This window comes from Ligilactobacillus sp. LYQ139 (genome assembly GCF_045033025.1).
Lineage (GTDB): Bacteria > Bacillota > Bacilli > Lactobacillales > Lactobacillaceae > Ligilactobacillus.
In genome coordinates, this window is sequence record NZ_JBJFZW010000002.1 from 105053 (window position 1) to 128528 (window position 23476).

At 45.3% G+C, this 23476-nt stretch carries 19 protein-coding genes; 5 read left to right on the forward strand and 14 right to left on the reverse strand.

The features are described 5' to 3' along the window. Positions 1-143 precede the first annotated feature (143 nt). Positions 144-1886 carry an MFS transporter gene (locus ACI3E1_RS02670; protein WP_405024142.1) on the reverse strand — a complete coding sequence of 581 codons (1743 nt, stop codon included), beginning with the start codon at positions 1884-1886 and terminating at the stop codon, positions 144-146. A gap of 165 nt (positions 1887-2051) precedes the next feature. Between ACI3E1_RS02670 and ACI3E1_RS02675 the strand changes: the two genes are divergently transcribed. After that, positions 2052-2615 carry a TetR/AcrR family transcriptional regulator gene (locus ACI3E1_RS02675; protein ID WP_405024143.1) on the forward strand — a complete coding sequence of 188 codons (564 nt, stop codon included), beginning with the start codon at positions 2052-2054 and terminating at the stop codon, positions 2613-2615. 279 nt (positions 2616-2894) lie between these two features. On the opposite strand, the gene ACI3E1_RS02680 is transcribed toward ACI3E1_RS02675, so the two are convergent. Genes ACI3E1_RS02680 through ACI3E1_RS02690 form a run of 3 tightly spaced genes read right to left on the reverse strand, consistent with a single transcriptional unit; the run spans position 2895 to position 5085 of the window. Beyond that, positions 2895-3185 carry a hypothetical protein gene (locus tag ACI3E1_RS02680; RefSeq protein ID WP_405024144.1) on the reverse strand — a complete coding sequence of 97 codons (291 nt, stop codon included), beginning with the start codon at positions 3183-3185 and terminating at the stop codon, positions 2895-2897. 49 nt (positions 3186-3234) lie between these two features. Continuing rightward, positions 3235-4113 (reverse strand): LysR family transcriptional regulator, encoded by an 879-nt coding sequence (locus tag ACI3E1_RS02685; protein WP_405024145.1) that lies wholly within the window; start codon positions 4111-4113, stop codon positions 3235-3237. 27 nt (positions 4114-4140) lie between these two features. After that, entirely contained in the window at positions 4141-5085 is a 945-nt protein-coding gene (locus ACI3E1_RS02690) for an AEC family transporter (protein ID WP_405024146.1), read from the reverse strand. Positions 5086-5452: 367 nt separating this feature from the next. Between ACI3E1_RS02690 and ACI3E1_RS02695 the strand changes: the two genes are divergently transcribed. After that, on the forward strand, positions 5453-7813 hold the full coding sequence (locus ACI3E1_RS02695) for an FAD-dependent oxidoreductase (protein ID WP_405024147.1): 2361 nt from the start codon (positions 5453-5455) through the stop codon (positions 7811-7813). 309 nt (positions 7814-8122) lie between these two features. Here the strand turns inward: ACI3E1_RS02695 and ACI3E1_RS02700 are convergent, their stop codons facing one another. The 6 genes from ACI3E1_RS02700 to ACI3E1_RS02725 form a co-directional block, all read right to left on the reverse strand. Continuing rightward, complete coding sequence (locus ACI3E1_RS02700; protein WP_405024260.1) at positions 8123-9517, reverse strand: APC family permease; 1395 nt, start codon at positions 9515-9517, stop codon at positions 8123-8125. A gap of 324 nt (positions 9518-9841) precedes the next feature. Further along, on the reverse strand, positions 9842-10351 hold the full coding sequence (gene msrA / locus ACI3E1_RS02705) for a peptide-methionine (S)-S-oxide reductase MsrA (RefSeq protein ID WP_405024148.1): 510 nt from the start codon (positions 10349-10351) through the stop codon (positions 9842-9844). Positions 10352-10669: 318 nt separating this feature from the next. Next, positions 10670-11251, reverse strand: a complete 582-nt coding sequence (gene lepB / locus ACI3E1_RS02710) for a signal peptidase I (RefSeq protein ID WP_405024261.1) — start codon at positions 11249-11251, stop codon at positions 10670-10672. Positions 11252-11302: 51 nt separating this feature from the next. Beyond that, complete coding sequence (locus ACI3E1_RS02715; protein WP_405024149.1) at positions 11303-11737, reverse strand: hypothetical protein; 435 nt, start codon at positions 11735-11737, stop codon at positions 11303-11305. Positions 11738-11810: 73 nt separating this feature from the next. Beyond that, complete coding sequence (locus ACI3E1_RS02720; protein ID WP_405024150.1) at positions 11811-12641, reverse strand: sugar phosphate isomerase/epimerase family protein; 831 nt, start codon at positions 12639-12641, stop codon at positions 11811-11813. 19 nt (positions 12642-12660) lie between these two features. Further along, positions 12661-13524 (reverse strand): DegV family protein, encoded by an 864-nt coding sequence (locus ACI3E1_RS02725; RefSeq protein WP_405024262.1) that lies wholly within the window; start codon positions 13522-13524, stop codon positions 12661-12663. 169 nt (positions 13525-13693) lie between these two features. Here ACI3E1_RS02725 and ACI3E1_RS02730 point away from each other — a divergent pair, with 169 nt between their 5' ends. Continuing rightward, the gene (locus ACI3E1_RS02730; protein WP_405024151.1) at positions 13694-15415 is read left to right on the forward strand and encodes an NFACT family protein; all 1722 of its coding nucleotides are present in this window, start codon (positions 13694-13696) and stop codon (positions 15413-15415) included. Further along, entirely contained in the window at positions 15412-16071 is a 660-nt protein-coding gene (locus ACI3E1_RS02735) for an HD domain-containing protein (RefSeq protein WP_405024152.1), read from the forward strand. Before ACI3E1_RS02730 ends, ACI3E1_RS02735 begins: the two co-directional genes overlap by 4 nt. Positions 16072-16145: 74 nt before the next feature. On the opposite strand, the gene parC is transcribed toward ACI3E1_RS02735, so the two are convergent. Next, positions 16146-18536, reverse strand: coding sequence for a DNA topoisomerase IV subunit A (gene parC, locus ACI3E1_RS02740; RefSeq protein WP_405024263.1), 2391 nt, complete (start codon positions 18534-18536; stop codon positions 16146-16148). Positions 18537-18599: 63 nt separating this feature from the next. Next, positions 18600-20618, reverse strand: a complete 2019-nt coding sequence (parE, locus tag ACI3E1_RS02745; RefSeq protein ID WP_405024153.1) for a DNA topoisomerase IV subunit B — start codon at positions 20616-20618, stop codon at positions 18600-18602. A gap of 168 nt (positions 20619-20786) precedes the next feature. Here parE and plsY point away from each other — a divergent pair, with 168 nt between their 5' ends. Continuing rightward, positions 20787-21422: a glycerol-3-phosphate 1-O-acyltransferase PlsY gene (gene plsY / locus ACI3E1_RS02750; RefSeq protein WP_405024154.1), complete on the forward strand. Its 636-nt coding sequence runs from the start codon at positions 20787-20789 to the stop codon at positions 21420-21422. Positions 21423-21494: 72 nt separating this feature from the next. On the opposite strand, the gene hslU is transcribed toward plsY, so the two are convergent. Continuing rightward, positions 21495-22919, reverse strand: coding sequence for an ATP-dependent protease ATPase subunit HslU (gene hslU / locus ACI3E1_RS02755; protein ID WP_405024155.1), 1425 nt, complete (start codon positions 22917-22919; stop codon positions 21495-21497). A 12-nt stretch (positions 22920-22931) separates the two neighbouring features. Next, positions 22932-23474, reverse strand: coding sequence for an ATP-dependent protease subunit HslV (gene hslV, locus ACI3E1_RS02760; RefSeq protein ID WP_405024156.1), 543 nt, complete (start codon positions 23472-23474; stop codon positions 22932-22934). Positions 23475-23476 lie beyond the last annotated feature (2 nt).

The window sequence follows — 23476 nt, forward strand, 5'->3', positions numbered from 1 at the left end:
TTAAAAACACAACTTTAACCGGATATAGTCACTATATAGTTCGCGTTTTATAAAAATGACGGTGAAGCAAAGCATCCACAACCATAAAAATAGTGATATTTACGGATAACCATTAGATTATCCGTAAATATCACCGTGCTTAACTACTTTTGTTTTATATTATTGTTCGACTTTTGCGAACGGCGCGGAAAAATTACAGCCCACCCCATTCCGAAAAATGCTACTGGAAGAAGGAGACGGTAAATATGAGTAAAGGCGGCACACAGTCGCGTTTGGGCTTCTCGATGAACCCGGCGCACCACCCGGGTAACCTGCCACTGTATCCGATTAACCCGTACCACTAACTGAGCCGTTACTTGGGGCGTAATTGCTTGCACTACTGCTTGCCGTTGCTGCGCGGAAAGACGACCCTGCCGCTTTTTTTGAGCTAAAGCCTGTGCTATGGCGCGGTGTTTCATGGCGGATGTCACCGTTACTTGAGGCACTTTAAACTGTGTGTTTTTTTCCTTACCGGCACCCAGCCGCTTAACGTGCGTTTTTAGTTTATTCCGAAATTGTTGGCGTAGCCGGGGAGATAGCGTACACTGGTTAATTTGAGAATCACCGTAACGTTGGACTTGGGTTTTAGCCGTCGCTAGGTTAGCGTTAAACAGTGACATGCACACCGCTACTGCTAACACCATTCCAACCTGCCGGAGAACGTTAATCACACTTTGGCTAACGGTTAAGCGGGAACCAGTAAAATCAGCAGCCGCCCACACCATTGCCGGCCCAGCAATCACACCGAACCCTAAGCCGACCAGAACCGAACCAACCAGTAAATTATGGTACCCACTAAGTTCCATATGACCTAAGAACCAGTATGCCAATCCGATACTGCCAAAGCCGCCCACAACAATTATCCGGGGATTAATATGCTTCATCCCTAACGACGCCACAACGGTTGTTGTAAACACAACTCCCGAATACGGGAGGATATGCAAGGCAGCCTGTAATTCTGTAAGGCCGTGCAACCGAACCAGGAACGTGGGCACTAAAATAACAAATCCCGCCAAGAAAAAGCACGCTCCCACCATTGCACCAGCCGCCGCATTAAAATTGCGGCTTCGGAATAAGCCTAAATCAACCATCGGATGGGCAACACGACACTCAACCCCGATAAAGGCACAAAATGTGATACCCGCCGTGAATAACAATCCTAAAATTACCGGTGAACACCAGTGCCAATCCGGGCCCTTCACCAATCCAAGCGTCAGGCTTAAAAGCATTAGCATACTGAGCGCTGCTCCAGGAACGTCAATTGCCCGTAAAGTCAAACGTGAGCGAGTGGCTAAGACCATCCAAACTGGGATTAAGAGAAGTATAACCGCTAACAGGGGGACGTTGACGAAAAACACCCACCGCCAGCCCCACTGTTCGGTGATCCACCCGCCAACAACGGGACCAACCGCGGTTGCCAGGGCCTGACAACCACCAAGCACGGCCACAACTTGATTCCGCCGGTCCGGACTAACAAGTTGCATTCCGATAATTGTTCCTAACGGAAGAATAACGGCCGCTCCCAATCCCTGAACAACCCGACTAACATATAACCAGGCCAATGTTGGCGCGCACCCGCTGGCAAGCGATCCGCAAAGAAACAGGACAATTCCCCCGAAAAGTGCCCGGTTTTCACCCCATAACTCTGCAATTCTGGCGGCCAGGAGGGCCGTCGTTGCAAATACAATCATGTAAAGGTTCACCGCCCACGAAACCTGTCCTAGACTCGCGTTGAACGCTCCCTGCAAACGGGGGACAACGATGGTCATAATCGTTGTATCCAGCATACACAAAAAATTAACGACGCATAAAATTACAAGGGCGCCACCACGATTTTTAATTTTCATTTCATAATCCTCCTTCTATGACACTTGACTTCTTGTGGTACACTTGTACCAGAAACCACTCTTATCATACGAGAACTTCCTTTCCAAAGGAACGGTTTCCCGCTAATCTTAGATATCAGGACACATTCACCCAATGCGTCCTCTAATATTACAGGAGATGATTAAATGTCACGTCGAATTGCCCTTCAAACCCGCCAATGGATTATTGATGCCCTATTAGAACTCCTTGTTACACAGGCGTTTTCGCAGATTTCAGTTGCCCAAATTTGTCACCAAGCCCAGGTCTCCCGCAATACGTTTTACCGTAAATTTACGGACAAACGGGCTGTCGTGCGGGCCTATGCTGAACAACTCACCAGTGAGTACGAATACCTTGTCCGGGAAAATAAGCCCCAAACATTTAACGCATTAGTGCGCCTGCCGTTTAAATTTGCGGACCAGCACAGGCCCGTTTTACGTCTTCTTCAGCAAAATAACCTCCTTGAAGTTGTTCAAACCGCGTTCACCCAACTGGGACCCCGGCTTTACACAGCCGTTGATCTCCCGTGGCACACCGTTGAGTCACCGGAAGCAGTTTCAATCATGATGCAGTTTTTCACCGGGGCATTCTGGAACGTTGTCGTCCACTGGCTCGATGATTCAGCCCATTCAGTTGACGAGATGACCAGCCTTGTCGCCTCCGGGCTAACTGCCGTTACGCCGTTTATTACTGGAAAAAATGAAGGATAAAAAACGCCACCGATGAATCATCTTCATCGACGACGGTTAGTTCTTAAAGTATTTAATTATCTATCCTCTATTAGTACTTGATTTTTCCCCGTTATCAACACTATTTTTCTTCCCGATCACTCGCTTTTTAAGCTTACAACAAAGAGGCTGTAACCCATATATAGGTCACAGCCTTTTTATATTTTCGAATCTGGTGCCAATCAAAAACGAGCTGGACGGAATTTGTCTTACCGCCACTTCCAACCACAAACGTTACCGGTATTTGGGTATCCTCCTTGATTATTGGTTATTATCGACCCGTAAGAACGTTGTCTTCCGGTTGACTTTTCCCTGCCCCGCCTTTGCGATTTGGTAGGTAAAGCTCCGAGACGTAAACTTGTTCTTCGTTGCTAAAATGGAATTATACTGCCACTGGGAAACCTGTTTTCCGTTGACCTTGGCCAAGGTTAACTTGCTTCCTTTGGCTTTATATTCCCACTTAGCGTTCTTAGATTGCTTAGCATACGCCTCATTAAATGCCGTTTGACTCTGATCAGCACTCTTAGCGGCCGCTTCAGTGCTACTAGGCACAACTTTATTTCTCCGCGGATATCTTCATCCCAAAGGAGCCTAAAATTACTTAGTCAAAACGAACCTGTTTAAGAATGGTTAAACATCTACTTTGGATTTCATTTGGAATAAACGATCGCCGCACGGCAAGCTTAATAAAGTAGTGAAGTTGTTCATCCTGTCGAAGACGGACTTTTCGGATTCGGGGATTTCCCTGAACAGTTACGTCCATTAAAAGGGCAATTCCTAAATTTCGCTCAACCAAATGAGTAATCATATCCATATCACGCGCCTCATAAATAATTTTAGGATGAAAGCCACCAAAACTACAGTATCGCTCTAACGCACTTCGAACTAAATGCCCCTTTCGCCGGGTAATAAACTGTTCATTTCGTAACTCACTCGCCGTTACTGACTCGTGGTTACTAATTGGGTTACGCGTACTAACAATAATACTAAAATCCTGTCGTTGTTTTCGAAGCACCTGCATATTCCGCTCAGCATCCGCTACCAGCGACGAATAAACAACGGCATCTAATTTACCTTTGGTTAGCATACTCCATAAATTCGCCGAATAATCATTAACCGTATGCACACGTTGAATCAATCCATTTTGAATAAACGTTGTCAAAATTGCTGGCATCCAAAGATTGCCCGCGATTGTCGAGTAACCAAGACGAAGAAGTTGCTCACCTGCATGCCGAACTTCCTGGTTTGTTTCGCCCACCAGCGAAACAATTTGCTTTGCCCGTTTGTACAAAATTTTCCCTGCATCTGATGTCACAACGCCGCCCCGATGACGGGTTAACAGCTCTGTTTCATACTGTTTAGTAAGCCGCATAATTGCCCGCGATACGGCTGGCTGCGAAATCCCATAACGTTGGGCAACCGTCGTATAACTTCCAGTCTCAACCAAACTGATATAATACTCTAAATCAGCGAGTTGCATTCCACCACCGTCTTTTCAAAATCCAGATTACAGACTAATTCCCCGAAGAATGATAAAGCACATTAATGCGAAGAAAGAACCAATGGTCGTTAAAAACATTGCGGATGGCATTTCCTGCTCCCCTTCACCATATTGCTGACTAAAGATTGTCGGAAAGATCATTTGTGAAATCATCATTGTCATCGTCATTTCATTAATGAACATCCGTGATTCCCCGCATAACATCATAATCATCATTACCGATAATGGCATCACTAGTTCCTTAACAATCACATCAAACCACACAATTCCGGAAAAACTTGGCTTATTAAACCACAAAATTAATCCAATTGAAAATAACCCTAAGCCCGCAGCTGCCTTTCCCAGCTCTTCAAACGTTGGGGCTGCTAATGCTGGTAAACGCCAACCAAGTAACGCCGTAACTAACCCAACAAACGCTCCGACAATGACCGGTTTCTTTAATCCATTAATTACTACTTGTCCAACGTTAACTAGTAAATTATCGGTCTTCTTGGTTGTAGCCAACGTCAGTGCAAACATTGTTAATGGTAATTGAACTGCATTCATCATTAATCCCCCGATTGAAATTGCAATCGCTGCATTCCCCGGAAATAATGGTGTCAAAAGTGCTGGGCCAACAAATAAGATTGCTGGTGTTGACAGTGCCAACGCCCTAATAATCGACAAGATGGTTGATGAACGTAGCACGTATTTGCTGAAAAAATAAACCCCAAACCACCATCCAACCATCATTACAAACTCCCACATAACAATCCGCCAATTAGCAAAAATCTTTTCCTTTGGCATTTGATTTAAGGCGAAAAATAAACTTAGCGGCAACGCATAGTTCATTACAACCGTATTTAAAATTGCTGGCACCTTTTTATCGAACGATTTAATGTAACCACTAAAAAAACCAAACATGATTGTAAAAATAACAGGAATTAATGCAGCAATTAGCGCTTTAGCCATAATATTCACGTCCCTTTGCTAATATCTGCAATTTAATTCCTCAATCACTTATTAATAATACACGTTCATCATCATAATTCAATAATAATTTCACAAGTATTATTAACGATATTTATGGTGTTCACATTTTAATTTACTTTGTAATTAAAGTATTTCTTGGACATATTCATTACTATTATTCATTTTAAAATGATAATTTATTATAATCTTGTTTTGTTATTCACTATTATAAAGCAACTCTTCCTCCGTTTCTCCCTAATATCATCGTGTTTTAAAAAAGCGCTTGCAATTAATTCTCTCATGCATATAATCAGCCCCGTAATTTAATTCCTCAATCTTAAAATCATAAATAAAGGTCGTGTCACTAATGAAATACGTTGCAATTGTTGGAACAAACGCAGCTAAATCATACAACCGCAAACTACTGTATTTTATGCGCACTCATTTTGCTAATAAGGCTACAATCGATATTCAAGAAATTGTAGACTTTCCCTTATTCAACGAAGACACATCTGAATTGCCACAGGTCGTCACTGATTTAGCCGCTAAAATCACAGAAGCAGATGGGGTAATTTTCGGCGTTCCTGAATATGATCATAGTATTCCGGCAGCACTCAAAAGCGTGATTGAATGGCTATCCAATGACATTCATCCGCTTACCGATAAACCAATCATGATTGTAGGAACTTCACTGGGCAGTTTAGGGACTTCCCGCGCACAGGATACTTTTAGAAACATCCTTAATGCTCCTGGGGTTGATGCGTGCGTTCTTTATAGTAATGAATTCCTTCTTGGACACGCCGCTGATCAATTTGATCACCAAGGAAATTTAAGAAACGAGCAGACCGTGCATTTTCTCGATCAATGCTTTGATAATTTTCAAATCTTTGTTAAAAAACAGGCCGGAAAAGCCAGTCTTGATAACAAGTGGGACCGTGCATATGACGTAGTTGTTTTAGGATTTGGCGGTGCTGGAGCAACGGCGGCACGGTTTGCTGCTGATAATGGTGCACATGTTCTACTAGTCGATAAGGCACCGTTTGGCCATGAAGGAGGAAACACACGTTATTCTGCCCAGCACGTTGGAATGGGCCATGATGAAAAACAACTAAACACGTATTACCATCACCTTGCTGCTCCAATGGAACTGCGCGAAGATACCCTTAAGACTTACATTCATGGGATGAGTAACATCCCGACCTATTTCAAAAAATATCTTGGAATTACTCCGATTAGTTGGCACAATGACATTCATAAAGGGGATCCGGTTGTTCCAAAAGACCATATGGCTGAATACCCCGAACTTCCGGGAAGTGAGACCTTCGACTTTGCTCTCGTCCATAAGCGTGATAAGGATGCCGCCTTGTGGAAGGCGCTTCGACACGAAGTTGTTAAACGTTCTGAACAAATTGATATCTGGTTAGATTCTCCCGCAAAACACCTTATTCAGAACCCTGAAAACGGGGCAATCGTTGGCGTCGTGATTAACCGTAATAACCATAATTACCGAATTCTTGCTCGTAACGGTGTTGTTTTAGCAACCGGCGGGTTCGAAAACAATCCGTCAATGGTTCAAACATTTATTAAACGTTCTAAACTAACCCCAATTGGAACGCTATACAACCAAGGAGACGGCATTAAAATGGCCCAGGAAGTCCGCGCCCGCCTTTGGCACATGGCTAATTACGAATCCCATGGAATTTTAGCTGGATTAACCTTTAAGGAACAATCTAATGTTCAGGGGCGGCAAATTAATGGTTGGCGGCAGTTAAATCACGGTAGCATCTTCGTTGTTGGTGATGACGGTACCCGTTACTTTGCTGAAGATCAAAAAGCACGGCATGGTCATATTTATATCCATGGTGCATGGCGCCTCCCCCTTCAGCAAGAACACCCCTACCTTGTCTTTGATCATCGTCAAAAAGACGACTTTGATAAGCAAAAAAAGGAGGAGGGCTGCCTGCCATATCCTGAATTCACAAATAAACTTATTTCAGCGTCTACCCTTAGCGAACTAGCTACTAAGATTAATCTTCCAGTTTCTGGATTAGAACAAACAGTTAAGGACTTTAATACAGCGGTTAAAAATCAACGTGATGTTTTATGTGGTCGCAACCCACAAACCATGCGGGCATTCACCGACGGTCCATACTACGCTATTGCACTCGCGAGCGATGTTCTTAACACCCAAGGAGGACCTGAACGGACCGGCGAAGCGGAAATCATTGACGTTAATGGTAAGCCGATTTCTAACCTTTACGGCGCTGGTGAACTCGGCGGAATTTGTGCCAATAATTATCAAGGTGGGGGTAACCTTGCAGAGTGTCTTATCTTTGGCAAAGTTGCCGGTGAAAACGCTGCTAAGAAAAAAGAAACATCGTACGACCAAGCAGTTACTGCAACCATTGGTAAAATTAACGATATTCTAACCAACGAACAACTCTCAAACGTTCAGCTCAATTCTCATGAATACCTGGGATCATCTGAACAAGGAATCGGTGGTACAATTACCGTCAAAGTTAAATATGAGAACCACCAAATTGAAAAGATTGACGTTATTCAACAGCATGAAAGTGCTGAAATTGGACAACGGGCAATTGAGATTCTTCCGCAACGGATGATTGATGAAAATACCGTTGAAGTTGATGCTGTTTCAGGAGCATCCTCTACCACACGTGGGCTTAAGGATGCCGTTAATAAAGCAATTGCAAAGGCAAATAACAAATAAGCCAAAGATATTAAAAAGGAGCTTACTTAATTTAAGTGAGCTCCTTTTTTGCACGTTTATTAATTCTTACTACCGCATAGAGTGACTTAATTCCCCCTAACTTACGTAGCCAAAGCCATCTCCTTAATTGCCTGTCTTTAACATAGTTATGATAACCCTTATAACTTAACAGTTACCCTCCAAGCTTCACGATAGTTCCCGTTACGTTAACCTGGTGAAATTCCCAACGCCGCTTACCTTAGCTCCAAAATATACAAAAACAGAGGCTGAGACACACATCCCAACCCCTTAAATACTAATTGATTATTGTTATCCCCGTTGTGTCATTCGCCGCTCAATCCATGCCCAGACCGGCAAAATTAAGCCCGCCACAAATAATGCAAAAACAGCAAAAAGGTTTAACAGCAACTGATGATCCCACGCATGGGTTGCCACTGCAACGTCCTGCGGCAGGAAGCCCATCATTGCGCAAACAAATGAGAAGATAAGGCAGAACCATCCTACTCCAAGGGCTGCCCACCGTTTCTTGATAAACACAAACCCGGACCTAAACTCATTTTGGTGCCACCGGATCAGGATAAAGGCGATAAAAATCCAACAGTTCTTAAACGGAAAAACAATCCCGTTTAGGTTCAACAGCCAATTAAAGATGGAATTAATGCTTGGTAGCGTTCCACTTAACAACAGCAGCAACAAGCACAATCCACTCGTAATCACATAACTATGCAACGGCCGGCCGTTCTTATCCCGCTTAGCAAACCACTTGGGAATAAACTTCTCCGAAACATCACCGGCGATCACCCATGAAACTGAATCAAGCAGCACCGCAAGCTGAGCCAACATATATAACGTTTGAACAACCGCAAAAATGTACATGAGACTCTTTCCTAATCCCATCCGCTCCCCTAACATCCGGAAAGCGTAGAACGAACCGTTCATCTTCAAGTCATTTGGCAGGTGGTTAGCGTTAAAAAACATTGCCAGTGCCAACGTCCCAAAAATTGCAAGAAAGGCCGTCATAAACGCCAGCATCCACATCGACTTCGGAAAATCCCGGTTCGGGTGCTTCATCCGCTTGAGGTACGGAATTACGATTTCCGCCCCACACGCCGCAAACATCAACAATCCCGTTGTTGACCAGTATTGCGATGAAAATGATGGGATAAAAGCATGCAGGTTGAACGGTTGCGTTGCAATGTGACCGCCGTGTAACAATGACCACACCGTCATGACAACAAATAAAATAGTCATGAAAAACATCGCAAACCCGCCTAACGTTGACATAACTTCCAAGGAACGCTGGAAAAAGTTTTCAAACACAACAAAGATGAGGATAACCGCAAACGTCAGAAAGCCAAACATGAAGTTTGACATCCGGTGACCTAATGAATTGTTCCCCAAAATCAACCAACTCAGCGCAACGATCGTTGAATTAGCCACGTCAACAATGTACGGAAGACATGCTGCCCAGTACATCCAGGCCGTCGCATATCCCAAAACGTCACTGTGGCTTGCCCGGCGAACCCACGAAGCCAACCCACTATCCTGACGGTCCCCAAAGGTCGCCCCAAGCTGGGTAACTGACATTTCGTACGGAATAACAAACAGAAAGATCATTGCAACCCAGGTAAAGACAACCGCAAGTCCCTGATTTTGCAACGGGTACATTAAGTCATCAAATCCCATAATCGTCACAAAGTCCATTAATGCAATGACAGGCCAACTTATGTATTTTTTATTGGTAGCCCCTAATTGATTATCCAATTCTCTCCCTCCAATCAGGCAATTGCCCGTAAATATTCTACCAAAAATTAACGAAAAATAAAGAAAAGGGGCCGGTGTTAACTGACTATATTAGCAAACACACTATTACGTTATAATTATCCAATATTTACAACCTTCTTTTAATGAATTTCCGTTTACACAGTAAAAAACAAATATGGCTTAACCCCAAATATCCCCAATCAAATCCTTATCGTTGTTATAAAACTAATTAGATAAACTGCAAAAAACATTACCTAATCAAATTTACTGCCAATTTTTCTTTAAAAAAGCATGCCTAATTGCACTACTTTGAGCATAACGTTCCGGATTTTTTCTATAAAATCCCTGATGGTATTCTTCTGCCAAGTAAAAAGGCTGCACAGGTTCAATTGCAGTTACAATTGGTTTTTCAAAGTGACCAGATGCTTGTAACTTGGCCTTTGATTCCTCAGCAATCTTCCTTTGACGTGCGTTACTATAGAAAATAACCGGACGATAGTTATCCCCACGATCCTCAAATTGCCCCATTGCATCCGTAGGATCAGTCTGCATCCAATAAATCTCCACTAACTTAGCGTAAGAAATTTTCTTCTCATCAAAAATAATTTCAACTGCTTCCGTGTGCCCCGTTTTATGTGCCTTAACTTGCTCATAAGTAGGATTTTTAACAAATCCTCCAGTATAACCAGAACGGACTGATAAAATCCCGTCCAGCTCCTCAAATGGCTGCACCATACACCAAAAACACCCTCCTGCAAAAACCGCGCGTTCCATGTTATCACTCCTAAAAGATATAGTAGAGACATTATAACTCTATTAGTAAGCCTAAATCAGAAAATTTTAGTACAGCGCTTCAGGTAATAGCACCTGGTAAAAAATGTTTTATTACGTTGCGGCTACGTACTTATAATAAGTTATCGCCACTCATTTAAAGCCCGCATTTTTTCGATCATCTTTATTTCAACCGCTCAAATAGAAACATTCCCTTTTAGAGCCGTTTCTTCTATCCCTAATGAATTTACATTAAGCATATCCATAAAAGCCACCATTAATTCTACGCCCATGAAAGTATATAAAAACGGGTAAACCCCGCTATTCTTGGTATACCCGTTTCCAATAATTATTTATAAGATTTGCTCTTGCATTCCAAAAAGGCACTTTTACAACGCCGTCAATCTTTTTCCGGGGAACAAACCCATAATATCGACTGTCATTAGAGATCGCGCGGTTATCGCCAAGAACAAAGTATTTCCCGGCAGGAACCTTAAAAGACTTCCCGGTTCCAATCCGCACACCCTGGGCTTCAGGTAAATTTAAGGTCGTTGTTCCACTCGTTCGCTGCTTATGCGAAATGAAGGTCTGCGAAACATATTTTCCATTCACGTACAACTCTCCGTTATTTTTATATGTAACGGTATCTCCCGGTAAGCCAATGACCCGCTTAACGTACTTAGTGTCCTTAGCCACCGGTTGGCCTGTATTGTCAACGCCGTACGCGTTAAAAACAACCACTGAATCCCGCCGAATCTTTGCTTGTTTTAAAAGCATTACCCGTTCTGTGTTGTGGAGATTGGGGGCCATTGACGCACCATCAACCTTAACAAACTGGAACAACTCTGTCTTGATGAAAAGCCCTAGGACCACCGCTAAAACGATTGGGATGACCCACCCCATAATCTTTTTAAACTTCTCCACGATTAAAAAGCTCCTTTACATTTCGTTCTATTAGAACATAAGATTTTGGTGGTGTCCGGATTTCCGAACCGCCAGCATATGGCCATAATGTTTAAGAAAGTAGCCACCCAACACACCAAATACAACCTCAACAGCCACAAACCACCAATTCATAGTATGCACGAATGGCAAAAAAATGGCACCTAGATTCAAAATAATCCGTAACCACCAGTTCACGGCATCATGATGAATTACGTTACTAATGAACGTCATTGTTCCAACTATCCCCACAAGAATTGTCACGCCATATGCTGCGTAAAATAATAAGTGATGGTAGTCCGCAACCTCCTCCGCCTGAGTCAAGGAAAGTCCCTTTCGTTCATTATATGTAATCGTAACCCGAAAAATTAAGTCCGCTAACACATAGACCATTCCAAGTACAATTGTTACTGCATTTAATCGTCGGTTCCATCGCATTCGTTCCATTTACCCCAGTCTATCAATTATGCCGTTATTGTAAGTCTTAATAGACCCGCTACAACAGTATTTTAAAGGTGGTTTAATATTTTTTCAATCCAAGTTTAAATAGCCGGCGTAAATATGCCGCGCTTTCCCGTTGCGGCCCCGAATCATCCGGATCATCCATTGCAATTTCATAAATATAACTGGCCTGAGGATTCAACAACGGCATAACCTGCCGCCAATCAATCCGCCCTTTTCCTAACGGAAGACTATCATGCTGTAATCCCATCGAATCAACTAAATGATAATGTACAACCTGGGGAGCCAAGCGCTTAAGTGATGCTGCTAGTCGTTCATTTGAGCCGTGCTCGTGAATAAAGCAGTGAGACGTATCAAAGGCTAGCCGCCAATGATGCGTCATGATCCGCCGATCCATTTGAGAATCCCCATAAAAAAAGATGGGTGAGATCGAATTTTCAAACATGATATGATCCTGCCCCATCCTGGCAAACCGGTCCATCCTGTTCATCGCAACTTCCCGCGCCGCCGCCAATGATCGGTACTGGGCAAGAAACTCGGGAACCTGACGGCTATACGAACCGTGGACTAAAATCTGAACATCATGATCAAACGCGATTCGCAGGAGATTTTCGGTTGTTTCCTCAATAAAGCGGTATAACCCCGGCATGTAATCCTCCGGCGCAATGAGTTCAGTGTAGTTCACCTTGTGATACCGCATAGGTTGGTGAATAATAATCCTCTTGGTAACCGCTTGCACCCGTACTACGCCCTCCTCCAGGCGTTTCAATCCTTGAGAAGTCATATCTTCTTCTGTTGTATAAAATTCAAATACATCGGGTCGGTATTGAAGCCGCTCTTCCATCTGCTCAGCGGCCGGACTAGCCTTTAATCCGAGTAATACCTGCACATGTATCGCCTTCTTTTAACTACTTATCAATATCACGCATCCATGTTAACGCCAATGCTTTTTCTCCTAGATGAGTCCCGATTACCGGGCCGAAGTAACTAATGTCGACTTGATAGTTCGGGTATTGTTTTTGGAGACGACGTTGCCACTTTTCGACAGTTTTTGGATCATTCGCATGAATTACAAAGAGGTGTAGCGGATAATCCACATTCTTAATCCGTTCTGCAAATAATGATTCTGCCCGCTTTAACGCCTTTTTCGTCGACCGCACCTTTTCAAAACCAACGATCTCGTCAGTTTGTTCGTCAAACGTCAGGAGCGGCTTAATTTTCAGTACGCTACCGATAAAGGCCGCTGTGTTTGATAACCGCCCGCCCCGAACAAGGTTTTGGAGGTCATCAACCACAAAATACTCTCCAATGGTGTCCCGTAATTCCGTCAAAGCCGCAATAATCTCATCAGCAGACTTACCTGCATTTGCCATCCGGGCCGCTTTAACAGCTAACATTCCCATTAGAATTACGGTAATACGCGAATCAAACGGGATCACCCGCACACCAGGAACCTGGTCCTTTACACTTTCAAGCGTTGCGATTAATCCCGAAATCGTCCCCGCCAAATGGATACTAATCACCGTATCGTATCCTTGTTTTCCTAATTCTTCGTAGAGGTTCAACAGTTCGCCTACCGGCGGCTGTGATGTTTTGGGAAATTCGCGGGCCGTCCGTAGTTTTTTATAAAAGTCCGCCGTAGTAATGTCAATACCTTCCCGGTACGTTTGCCCGTCAACTGTAAACGGAATCGGTACGACGTGAATATTATTTTCTTTCACCTGTTCTGCCGAAAGGTATGCTGTACTGTCAGTGACAACAGCAATCTTCATTCCCTTCACCTACTTATCCTCAATAATCGTCCGTTTCATCATATCATAGATAGCCCTAAAAGACACGGAGAAGTAATCATTTCAGCAGCAAAGAAACCCCGTCATTGCGGGCAAAACAGCCTTTGTTGTAAAATGAATAAGACAACAAGAACTGAAAGGAGCGTTTATTATGGCCTTTGACGGCATGTTTACCCACGCAATGACCCACGAACTCAATGCACTTCTTCAGGGAAGCCGGGTCATGAAAATTTCTCAGCCGTTTCCTAATGAAATTATTCTTACCATGCGCGCACACCGGACAAACTACCCGGTCCTCTTATCCGCCCACCCAAACTATGCCCGGGTGCAGGTAACAACGATTCCATATACGAATCCACCGGTCCCAACAAACTTTACAATGGTTCTACGAAAGTACCTTGAAAACGCGCACCTTGTGACTATCGAACAGCCTGCAAACGACCGCGTAATGAATTTTAAACTCCTAACTCGAACCGAGCTTGGCGATCAGTTACCCCTCGTCTTAAGCGTTGAAATTATGGGGCGGTACAGTAATATTATCTTGGTTAACCAGGAAGAAAACCGAATTATCGATGCCATTAAGCACGTTGGAATGGATCAGGACCGTTATCGGACCATCCTTCCCAACGCCGAGTACCGCGTGCCTCCCAAACAAAATAAAATAAATCCATTTTCCCTTGCAGCAATTGACATTGTGGAAAACACCGTTCAAACAATGCCGCAATCAGAATGGCGTGCTCAACTTCAGCGCACTCTTCAAGGACTCAACACCGCTTCAGCAAGGTTACTCGTGTGCTATCTCCAACAAGACGGCACGGCTGCCATGAACCTGAACCGGTTCTTAGCAACAGCCGACCATCCTACACCCGTAATTATCAGTACGGGAAATCAGATGGCTTTTAGCTTTACTTCACCGTTAACGGATGACCCCACCATTAGCCGTTTCGCCACACTAAGCGCGATGCTTGACCAGTTCTACCAGGAAAAAGCTACCCGGGACCGGGTAAACCAACAGGGATCCCGGTTAATCCATGTGGTCAAACAAAATCTAAAAAAGAACAAGACAAAGCTTAAAAAACTACAGCGGGAACTTGCAGCCACCGATAATGCGGATAATTTCCGGATTAAGGGGGAATTACTAACCACCTACATGAGACAACTTCGCCCCGGGATGAAACAAGTTACCGTCCCGAACTTTTACGATAACAACCGGGATATTACAATCTCCCTCTCCCCAGAACTCAGCCCGTCCCGTAACGCCCAGAAATACTTTAAGCGGTATAACAAGCTTAAAAACGGAGTAAAGTACATTACCCACCAGATTGAACTCACTACAACAGAAATTAATTACCTGGATAGCATTGCCACCCAGGTTGAACTAGCTACACCAGGAGAATTACCGGATATTAAAATGGAACTCCAACAACAGGGTTATCTCCGGCCGGAAAAGCGGCTTAAAAGTGGAAAACGGCGACGACAAAAGCTTAGTCGTCCGGACCGGTATATTGCAAGTGATGGGACCCCCATTACGGTTGGAAAGAATAACCTGCAAAACGATCAACTTACCCTCAAAACCGCCCGGAAAAGCGACATTTGGCTCCACGCCAAAAACGTCCCGGGATCACACGTAATTGTGAGTGCCGCTGATCCCAGCGAAACAACCCTGACGGAAGCGGCCCAGTTAGCCGCCTACTTCTCAAAGGCGCGCACTTCCGCGAACGTTCCGGTTGACTATGTTGCTGTTCGGCACATTCGAAAACCCAACGGTGCTAAACCAGGGTTCGTCATTTACGAAGGACAGCACACCCTCTTCGTCACCCCCAACAAAACGATTATTAACCAGTTAAAAAAACCTTCGGGAGGACCAAAATGACTTTAATTTACATTGCTGACGACGTAGCCGCCCTTACCAAACAAGTATTAGGGAATGATGCTACCGGTCATGATGTTTACCATGCTGAGCGGGTTGCGCGGAATGCTGTTCGCTTATACCAGGATGATTTCCCTGCGGCTTCAACCACCATCCTTCGGTTAATTGCTACGATGGGATACCTGCACGATGTTGTAGACGAAAAGGTGACAGCAACCCCCACCACTCAGTGGCACCAAATTATGACGTTGCCAACTATTCGCCGGTTCTCCCATAAGAACCAAGAAATCCTCCACACAACCATCACTCACATGTCGTATGCAGCTAACCTTGAGCATCACTTTAAACTTCCCGTTCCCGGTCAATACGTTCAGGATGCTGACCGGTTAGATGCCCTCGGGGCGATTGGAATTGCGCGAGCGTTTGCCTATGGTGGTGCGCATCATCAACCAATTTATGACCCGACCGTTCCCGTTGTAATGAGTACTAATAAGGAAACCTACCGACATCATAAGGAAACCAGTATTAACCACTTTCATGAAAAACTACTCCACTTAGAGGCAACCATGAACACCGCTGCCGGGAAGACAATGGCGCACGCCCGCACTGCGTACATGCAGGCATTTCTAACCGAATTTATGCGCGAGTGGAATAAATGATCGTTTAATTAGCAGTTATACTAAATTAGTAAGAAGGCCGTGACTTCTCGTCACGGCCTCCTTTCCCTAATAATCTATTCTTCTTTCTGTTTTCCCGCTTGGAGTCGTTTGGGGGTTCCATCCGCGACCGGATCAAGAATAAATGACCCGTTAGAGTATCGATCCCCTACCGGAAAGGCTTCCGGATCAACTGGGAGAACCTGTCCCGTTGCTGTAACCACTTCCAATTGCATTTTGTTAGAAATAACCATACCCGCAACAATTCGGTGAGGGTTCCGCTTTAATTCGCGCAGGATTTGCACTCCACGACGGGCCCGGGATGTCAGCGGCACTTCCGCTACGTTCATCCGCTTAAACGCACCCCGCTGGGTAATCAATGCTACCTGATCATTCTCATGGACAAGCAGTACCGCACTTAAGCGTCCATCCCGCAAATCCATACACTTTACACCGGCAGCCCGTGCTCCGCTCACAGGAACTTCGCTTAATGCATACCGCAAACCATACCCTCCATGAGACATACAGAACACTTGCATTGCTGGATCCTCAGCCTGCTGGTACGCTGCTAGGAGTACTTCATCACCCGCTACTTTAAGTTTCATGAAGACACTTGCCCGGGAACGATATGTCCGCCCTGGTTTCAGGGCAGCAAAATCGGTCCGTTTAATCAATCCATTCTGGGTAGCAAATACAAATTGGCCTGTCTGCTTCAAGTCAGGGAAACACAGCGCTTGAATTACCACTTCATCTGCGTCCAACCCAACGCTTTGAGACAGGTGTTCCCCCGTCTCCTTCCAGCGGGTTTCAAGAACTTCGTGAACCGGCCGGTAAATTACGTTTCCCTTATTCGTAAAAATAAAGAGATGATCAAGCGTGCTGACGGTTTGCTCAAGTACCGGGTAATCATCTTCTTTCAACCCATTCTCATCCCCCGAGGCCTTGTAAGAACGTAGCGAAGAACGCTTCACGTATCCCGTCCGTGAAACCAGAAGTTGAACATCTTCCTTGGCAACAGTCACTTCGGTCTTCACGGTCAGGGACTGAATCTCATCTTGAATTTCCGTTAGCCGTGGCGTACCATACTTCTTCGCTACGGCCATCAGTTCCCGCTTAATTACCCGATCTAATTCTTTGGGACTCCCTAACACCTTCTCATAACGGGCAATCTGCTTGGCCAGCTCGCCCGCTTCTTGTTGCAATGCCGTCACATCCGTATTCGTTAACCGGTACAGTTGCAGGGAAACAATGGCTTCTGCCTGCTTTTCCGTAAAGTCATATTGGGTAACCAAATTATTCTTAGCGTCCTTTTTATTTTCCGAACCCCGAATCGTTTTAATCACCTGATCAAGGATTGATAACGCCTTAATTAAGCCGGCCACAATGTGCTGCCGGTCCTGGGCCTTTTGAAGGTCAAACTGCGTCCGCTTAGTGGTTACCTGTCGTTGATGATCCAGGTACGCTGTAAGGATGGTCTTTAACCCCACGTGTTCGGGCCGCTTATTATTAATGGCCACCATGTTAAAGTTGTAGGTTACCTGCAAGTCCGTATTCTTAAACAGGTAATTTAAAATTCCCTGCGCCTGCGCATTCTTTTTCAGCTCAACAACGATGCGTAATCCTTCCCGATCGCTTTCATCACGGACCTCGCTGATTCCTTCAACCCGTTTTAACAACCGTAGTTCATCAATTTTCTTAACAAGCTGTGCCTTATTAACCTCATACGGAATTTCAGTAATAACAATTTGTTGTTTGCCACCACGAAGCGGTTCAATGGCCGTCTTGGCCCGCAAAACCGTTTTACCACGGCCGGTTTTATAGGCTTGTCTGATACCGTCACGCCCCTGCATAATACCACCAGTCGGAAAATCAGGGCCCTGGACAAACTGCATCAAGTCAACAAGGTCTGCGTTTGGATGTTCAATTAAATACACCAGTGCATCAATGACTTCCGTTAGGTTGTGGGGGGGAATCTCCGTCGCGTACCCGGCAGAAATTCCCGTCGCCCCATTAACTAATAGGTTGGGAAACCGCGCCGGAAGAACCGTGGGCTCGTACTCCGTATCATCAAAATTGAGCACCATCGCCACGGTCTTTTTATCAATATCTTTCAGCATCTCCGCAGCAATCTCAGATAACCGCGCCTCAGTGTATCGCATTGCAGCCGGAGGATCGCCGTCCATTGAACCGTTATTTCCGTGCATTTCAATTAACGGCATACGCAGCTTCCAATCCTGGCTAAGCCGCACCATCGCTTCGTAAATTGAACTATCACCGTGCGGGTGAAAATTTCCCATGACGTTCCCCACGGACTTAGCCGATTTCCGAAACGCCTTATCGTGGGTATTTCCATCCTGGTTCATTGCAAACAAAATTCGGCGCTGAACGGGTTTGAGCCCATCACGAATATCCGGTAACGCCCGTTCCTGAATAATGTACTTTGAATAACGGCCAAAACGTTCACCCATTACTGCTTCCAGTGAAAGTTCTTGAATATGACTAGCTTCCTTGGTCGTCAAAAACACCCCTCCTTAATCTAACTCATCGGTAAATAACGGGACGGATTCGCCAGGATTAGTTGCCGAGGAAGGTGTCCCGTGAGCGCCTTCAGCTGCAATTGTATCTAATAAACTGCCATCCTCTTCCAATGAGAACTGTACGTTCTTTTCAATCCATTTTCGGCGCGGTGCAACCTTATCACCCATTAGCGTTGTAACCCGCTTTTCGGCAACTTGAGCGTCGTCAATTCGCACACGAACCAGTGTCCGGGTTGCCGGGTTCATCGTTGTTTCCCACAACTGATCGGCGTTCATTTCACCAAGTCCCTTAAAGCGTTGCAGGGAATACCCCTTCCCCATTGCGGCGGTTACCTGGTCAAGCTCACTGTCCGTCCATGCGTACCGAACCTGAAGTTTTCCCTTAACCTTCTTTTGGACCTTATACAGCGGCGGCAACGCAATGTACACGCGCCCGGCGTCGATCATTGGCCGCATGTACTTGTAGAAAAACGTTAAAAGTAGAATTTGAATGTGGGCCCCGTCGGTATCCGCATCGGTCATAATAATGATCTTGTCGTAGTTTGCATCTTGAATGTCAAATTCCGGGCCAACCCCCGCACCAATCGTATAAATCATGGTATTGATTTCTTCGTTTTTCATAATGTCCTGGAGCTTTGCCTTTTCAGTGTTTAACACTTTCCCCCTGAGAGGAAGAATCGCCTGAAACTTCCGATCGCGCCCCTGCTTAGCCGACCCACCGGCAGAATCCCCTTCCACTAAAAAAAGCTCATTCCGCTTGGCGTTCCGGGACTGCGCTGGAGTTAATTTTCCGGATAATAAACGGTCCTTTTTCCGCCGCTTTTTACCACTCCGGCTTTCATCCCGGGCTTTCCGAGCAGCTTCCCGGGCATCCCGGGCTTTTAACGCTTTTCGGACCAACTCCTGGGCAAAATCACCGTTTTCCATTAGGTAGTACCCAAGTTGTGCGCCTACCACATCAGCAACCGCTGTCCGGGCTTCTGGGGTCCCAAGCTTTCCCTTGGTTTGGCCTTCAAATTGCAGCAGTTCTTCCGGAATTCGCACGGAAATCACTGCTGATAATCCTTCCCGGACGTCACTTCCATCTAAATTTTTACTTTTTTCCTTTAACAAGCCGACCTTTCGTGCGTATTCGTTGAACGCCTTAGTCCACGCCGCCTTCATCCCAGCTTCGTGGCTTCCTCCGTCCTTAGTACGCACGTTATTAACGAATGAAATAATGTTTTCGGAGTACCCATCGTTATACTGGGCAGCAACTTCCACTTCAATTCCCTGTTGCTTCCCCTCAAAGTACATCACGTCCCCGAGAACGTCCTTTTCCTCATTTAAGTACGTGACAAATTCCTTAATTCCTTCTTCAAAGTGGAACGTATCGCTAGTATTTGTCCGTTCATCGGTAAGGGTAATCTTAACACCCTTCAACAGGAAGGCCGCCTCCCGCAGGCGCTCCGCTAGAACGTCGTACTTGTAATGAGTTGTCGAAAAAATGGTCGGATCCGGTTTGAACGTCACGGTCGTTCCTGACCGACGCTTCGCCTTGCCGAGCTTTTTGAGCGTGCCAACCGGATGCCCCCCGTTTTCAAAATCTTCCTCATACTCAATCCCGTCCCGAACAGTATTAACCGTTAGCCTACTTGACAGGGCGTTAACAACCGATGCCCCCACGCCATGAAGCCCACCAGAGGTTTTATAGCCCCCCTGACCAAACTTCCCGCCGGCATGCAATACGGTGAAAATAACCTCCACCGTTGGAATTCCCGTTGCGTGCATCCCAACCGGCATGCCCCGGCCATAGTCCGAAACAGTAATGGAATCATCTGCGTGAATGGTTACGTCGATTTGTTTTCCGTAACCGGAAAGGGCCTCATCCACCGCATTATCAACAATTTCATATACAAGGTGATGAAGCCCCTTTGAATCGGTCGAGCCAATGTACATCCCGGGGCGTTTCCGAACGGCCTCAAGCCCCTTGAGCACCTGGATTGAATCATCGTTGTACTTGGTTTGTCCCATTTACCGCAGCACCTTCCTATCACTTATTTCTTGGTTTAGCCTGATCTCAGTGGCGAATTGCCATAGCACAGATGATTATATCACACCTTCGCTCTTTCCCTGAATTTCGTGGTACTTCCCGCTTTTCCATGCTAGAATGAAAGAGCATAAACTGAGGAGGAGTTATAAATGCTTACGGTAAAGGTTATTTTAATTCTGCTATGCGGTTATCTCCTAGGTTCAATTCCATCGGGCGTATGGATTGGAAAGATTTTTTACAAAAAGGATATTCGCAACTTTGGGAGTGGCAACATGGGAACAACCAATGCCTTCCGGGTGTTAGGAAAACGGGCTGGAATCATCGTATTTTTGATGGACATGCTTAAGGGATCCGCAGCGGTGGCGCTTGCCATTGTTTTGCACGCTCCGTTCAATCCCCTGCTTGCCGGAATCGCTGCAATTATCGGCCACGTCTTCCCACTTTTTGCTAACTTTAAGGGCGGAAAAGCCGTTGCAACCAGTGCCGGTGCCCTTTTTATTTATAATCCGGTGCTGTTTGTTATTGGATGTGCTCTCTTTGCCTTAACGTTATACCTTACCAGTATGGTCAGCATAGCAAGCCTAACGTGCTTTGTTGTCATTACCGTTCTCGCATTCCTCATGCATGACTATTTCTTAGGCGTAATCGGATTACTAATAACAGTCTTTGTTTTTATCCGGCACCGGCAAAACATTAAACGCATTGAAAACGGCGCCGAAAACATGGTCTCCTTCGGGCTTGGTTATCAGCGGCGGCAACGGGAACGAAAGAAAAATAACAATTAAATTTCGACAAAAATCCGGTGATTCGCTAATCGGAAGTGAATCACCGGATTTTTATTATTCATTTAATTGCTATTATAAAATATATCGACTTAGATCTTGATTTTTCGCAATCTTTCCAATCTTTTCGTCCACGTATGCTGCGGTAATGGTAACCTCGCCGACTCCCATATCTGGCCCTTCATATAACAGATCTTCAAGTAGTCGTTCCAGAATGGTGTGCAACCGCCGGGCTCCGATATTATCCGTATCATGGTTAACATCGTATGCAATTTGAGCAATTCGCTGAATAGCTTCAATCGTAAACGTTACTTTGACATTATCTGTTGCGATTAATGCCATGTACTGTTTAACCAACGCGTTTTGCGGTTCAGTGAGGATTTTTACGAAGTCATCAACTTTTAGATCATCAAGTTCAACCCGAATCGGAAAACGCCCCTGAAGTTCCGCAATCAGATCACTTGGCTTACTTTCATGAAACGCCCCTGATGCAATGAACAACATATGGTCCGTACTTACCATTCCATATTTGGTTTTAACCTGCGAGCCCTCAACAATTGGCAAAATATCACGCTGTACTCCTTCCCGTGAAACCTCACCAGAATTACGCTGGCCAGTTGCCGTAATTTTATCGATTTCATCAATAAAAATAATTCCCGTGTTTTCTGCTCGTTTAATAGCCGCCTCTGCAAGGTCAGCATCATTAACTAGCTGTGCTGATTCCTCCCGGATAAATACCTCCCGGGCTTCCGCCACAGGCATTGTCCGGGTTATTCGGCGTTGGGGAAGCATTGATTGCACCGCGCTCAAATCAATTCCCATCTGACCAAGCATATCGTTGTTTCCTAGATTTTGTCCCGGATCAGTTACCTGAATGGTAACGTCTTGATTTTCAAGTTCACCGTTTTGAAGCTGTTGCTGCACCTGCTGCCGTTTAGCCTGAATCTCCGGTGAGAGGTGGTCTTCTTCCGTCCCTTGTTGCATTGTCTGACTAAGATCGGGCATCTTTCCGTGCTGCAAATCACGCATCATTGCCATAAACCGTTCCTGCGTTTGCTTTTGCTGGTCTTCGGACGGTTTAGCAGGAACAAGTGTCCGCACAAGGTCCGCATCAGCTCGCTGTGTAGCCTTATCCCGTACTCGGGCAAAAGCCGCATCCTGTTCCATCTTATATGCCACTTCGACAAGATCCCGCACCATTGATTCAACATCACGCCCAACATACCCTACTTCTGTGAATTTTGTTGCTTCAACCTTAATGAAGGGAGCATTCACAATTTTAGCAAGCCGGCGGGCAATCTCGGTTTTCCCCACCCCTGTCGGCCCAATCATCAGAACGTTTTTCGGGGTGATCTCATCCCGCATTGCGTCCGGAACTTGCATCCGTCGATACCGGTTGCGTAATGCCACGGCAATTGACCTTTTCGCCGCATCCTGGCCGATTACATACTTATCCAGTTCAGCAACAATTTGCTTGGGCGTTTTATCCATTTCATCCATTTTGATTGCCCCCTATAGTTCCTCTGCAATGATGTTATGGTTAGTAAAAATATCAATCCCGCCAGCAATATCAATGGCAGCTCTAGCAATATCAACGGCGGTCATATCCTTGGCATGCCGCGTAAGGGCCTTTGCTGCCGCAAGGGCATAATTACCTCCCGAACCAATGGCGAGAACGTCCTCATCAGGTTCAATTACTTCACCCGATCCTGAAACAAGCAACAAGTTATCCTTATCCATTACAATCAACAGTGCTTCGAGTTTTTGAAGTGCTTGATCCGTCCGCCACTCCTGGGCGAGTTCAACAGCAGCACGTTGCAAGTTTCCACTATACTCTTCAAGCTTCTTTTCAAACCGTTCTTCTAGGTTAAAGGCATCGGCAACACTCCCGGCAAACCCAACCACAACCTTATTGTGGTAAATTCGCCGTACCTTCCGGGCGTTGTTCTTCATAATTACCTTTTCGCCCATTGTTACCTGTCCGTCCCCCGCCATTGCAGTATGACCGTTATGCCGCACAGCACAAATTGTCGTTGCATGAAAACTAGTTGGCACGA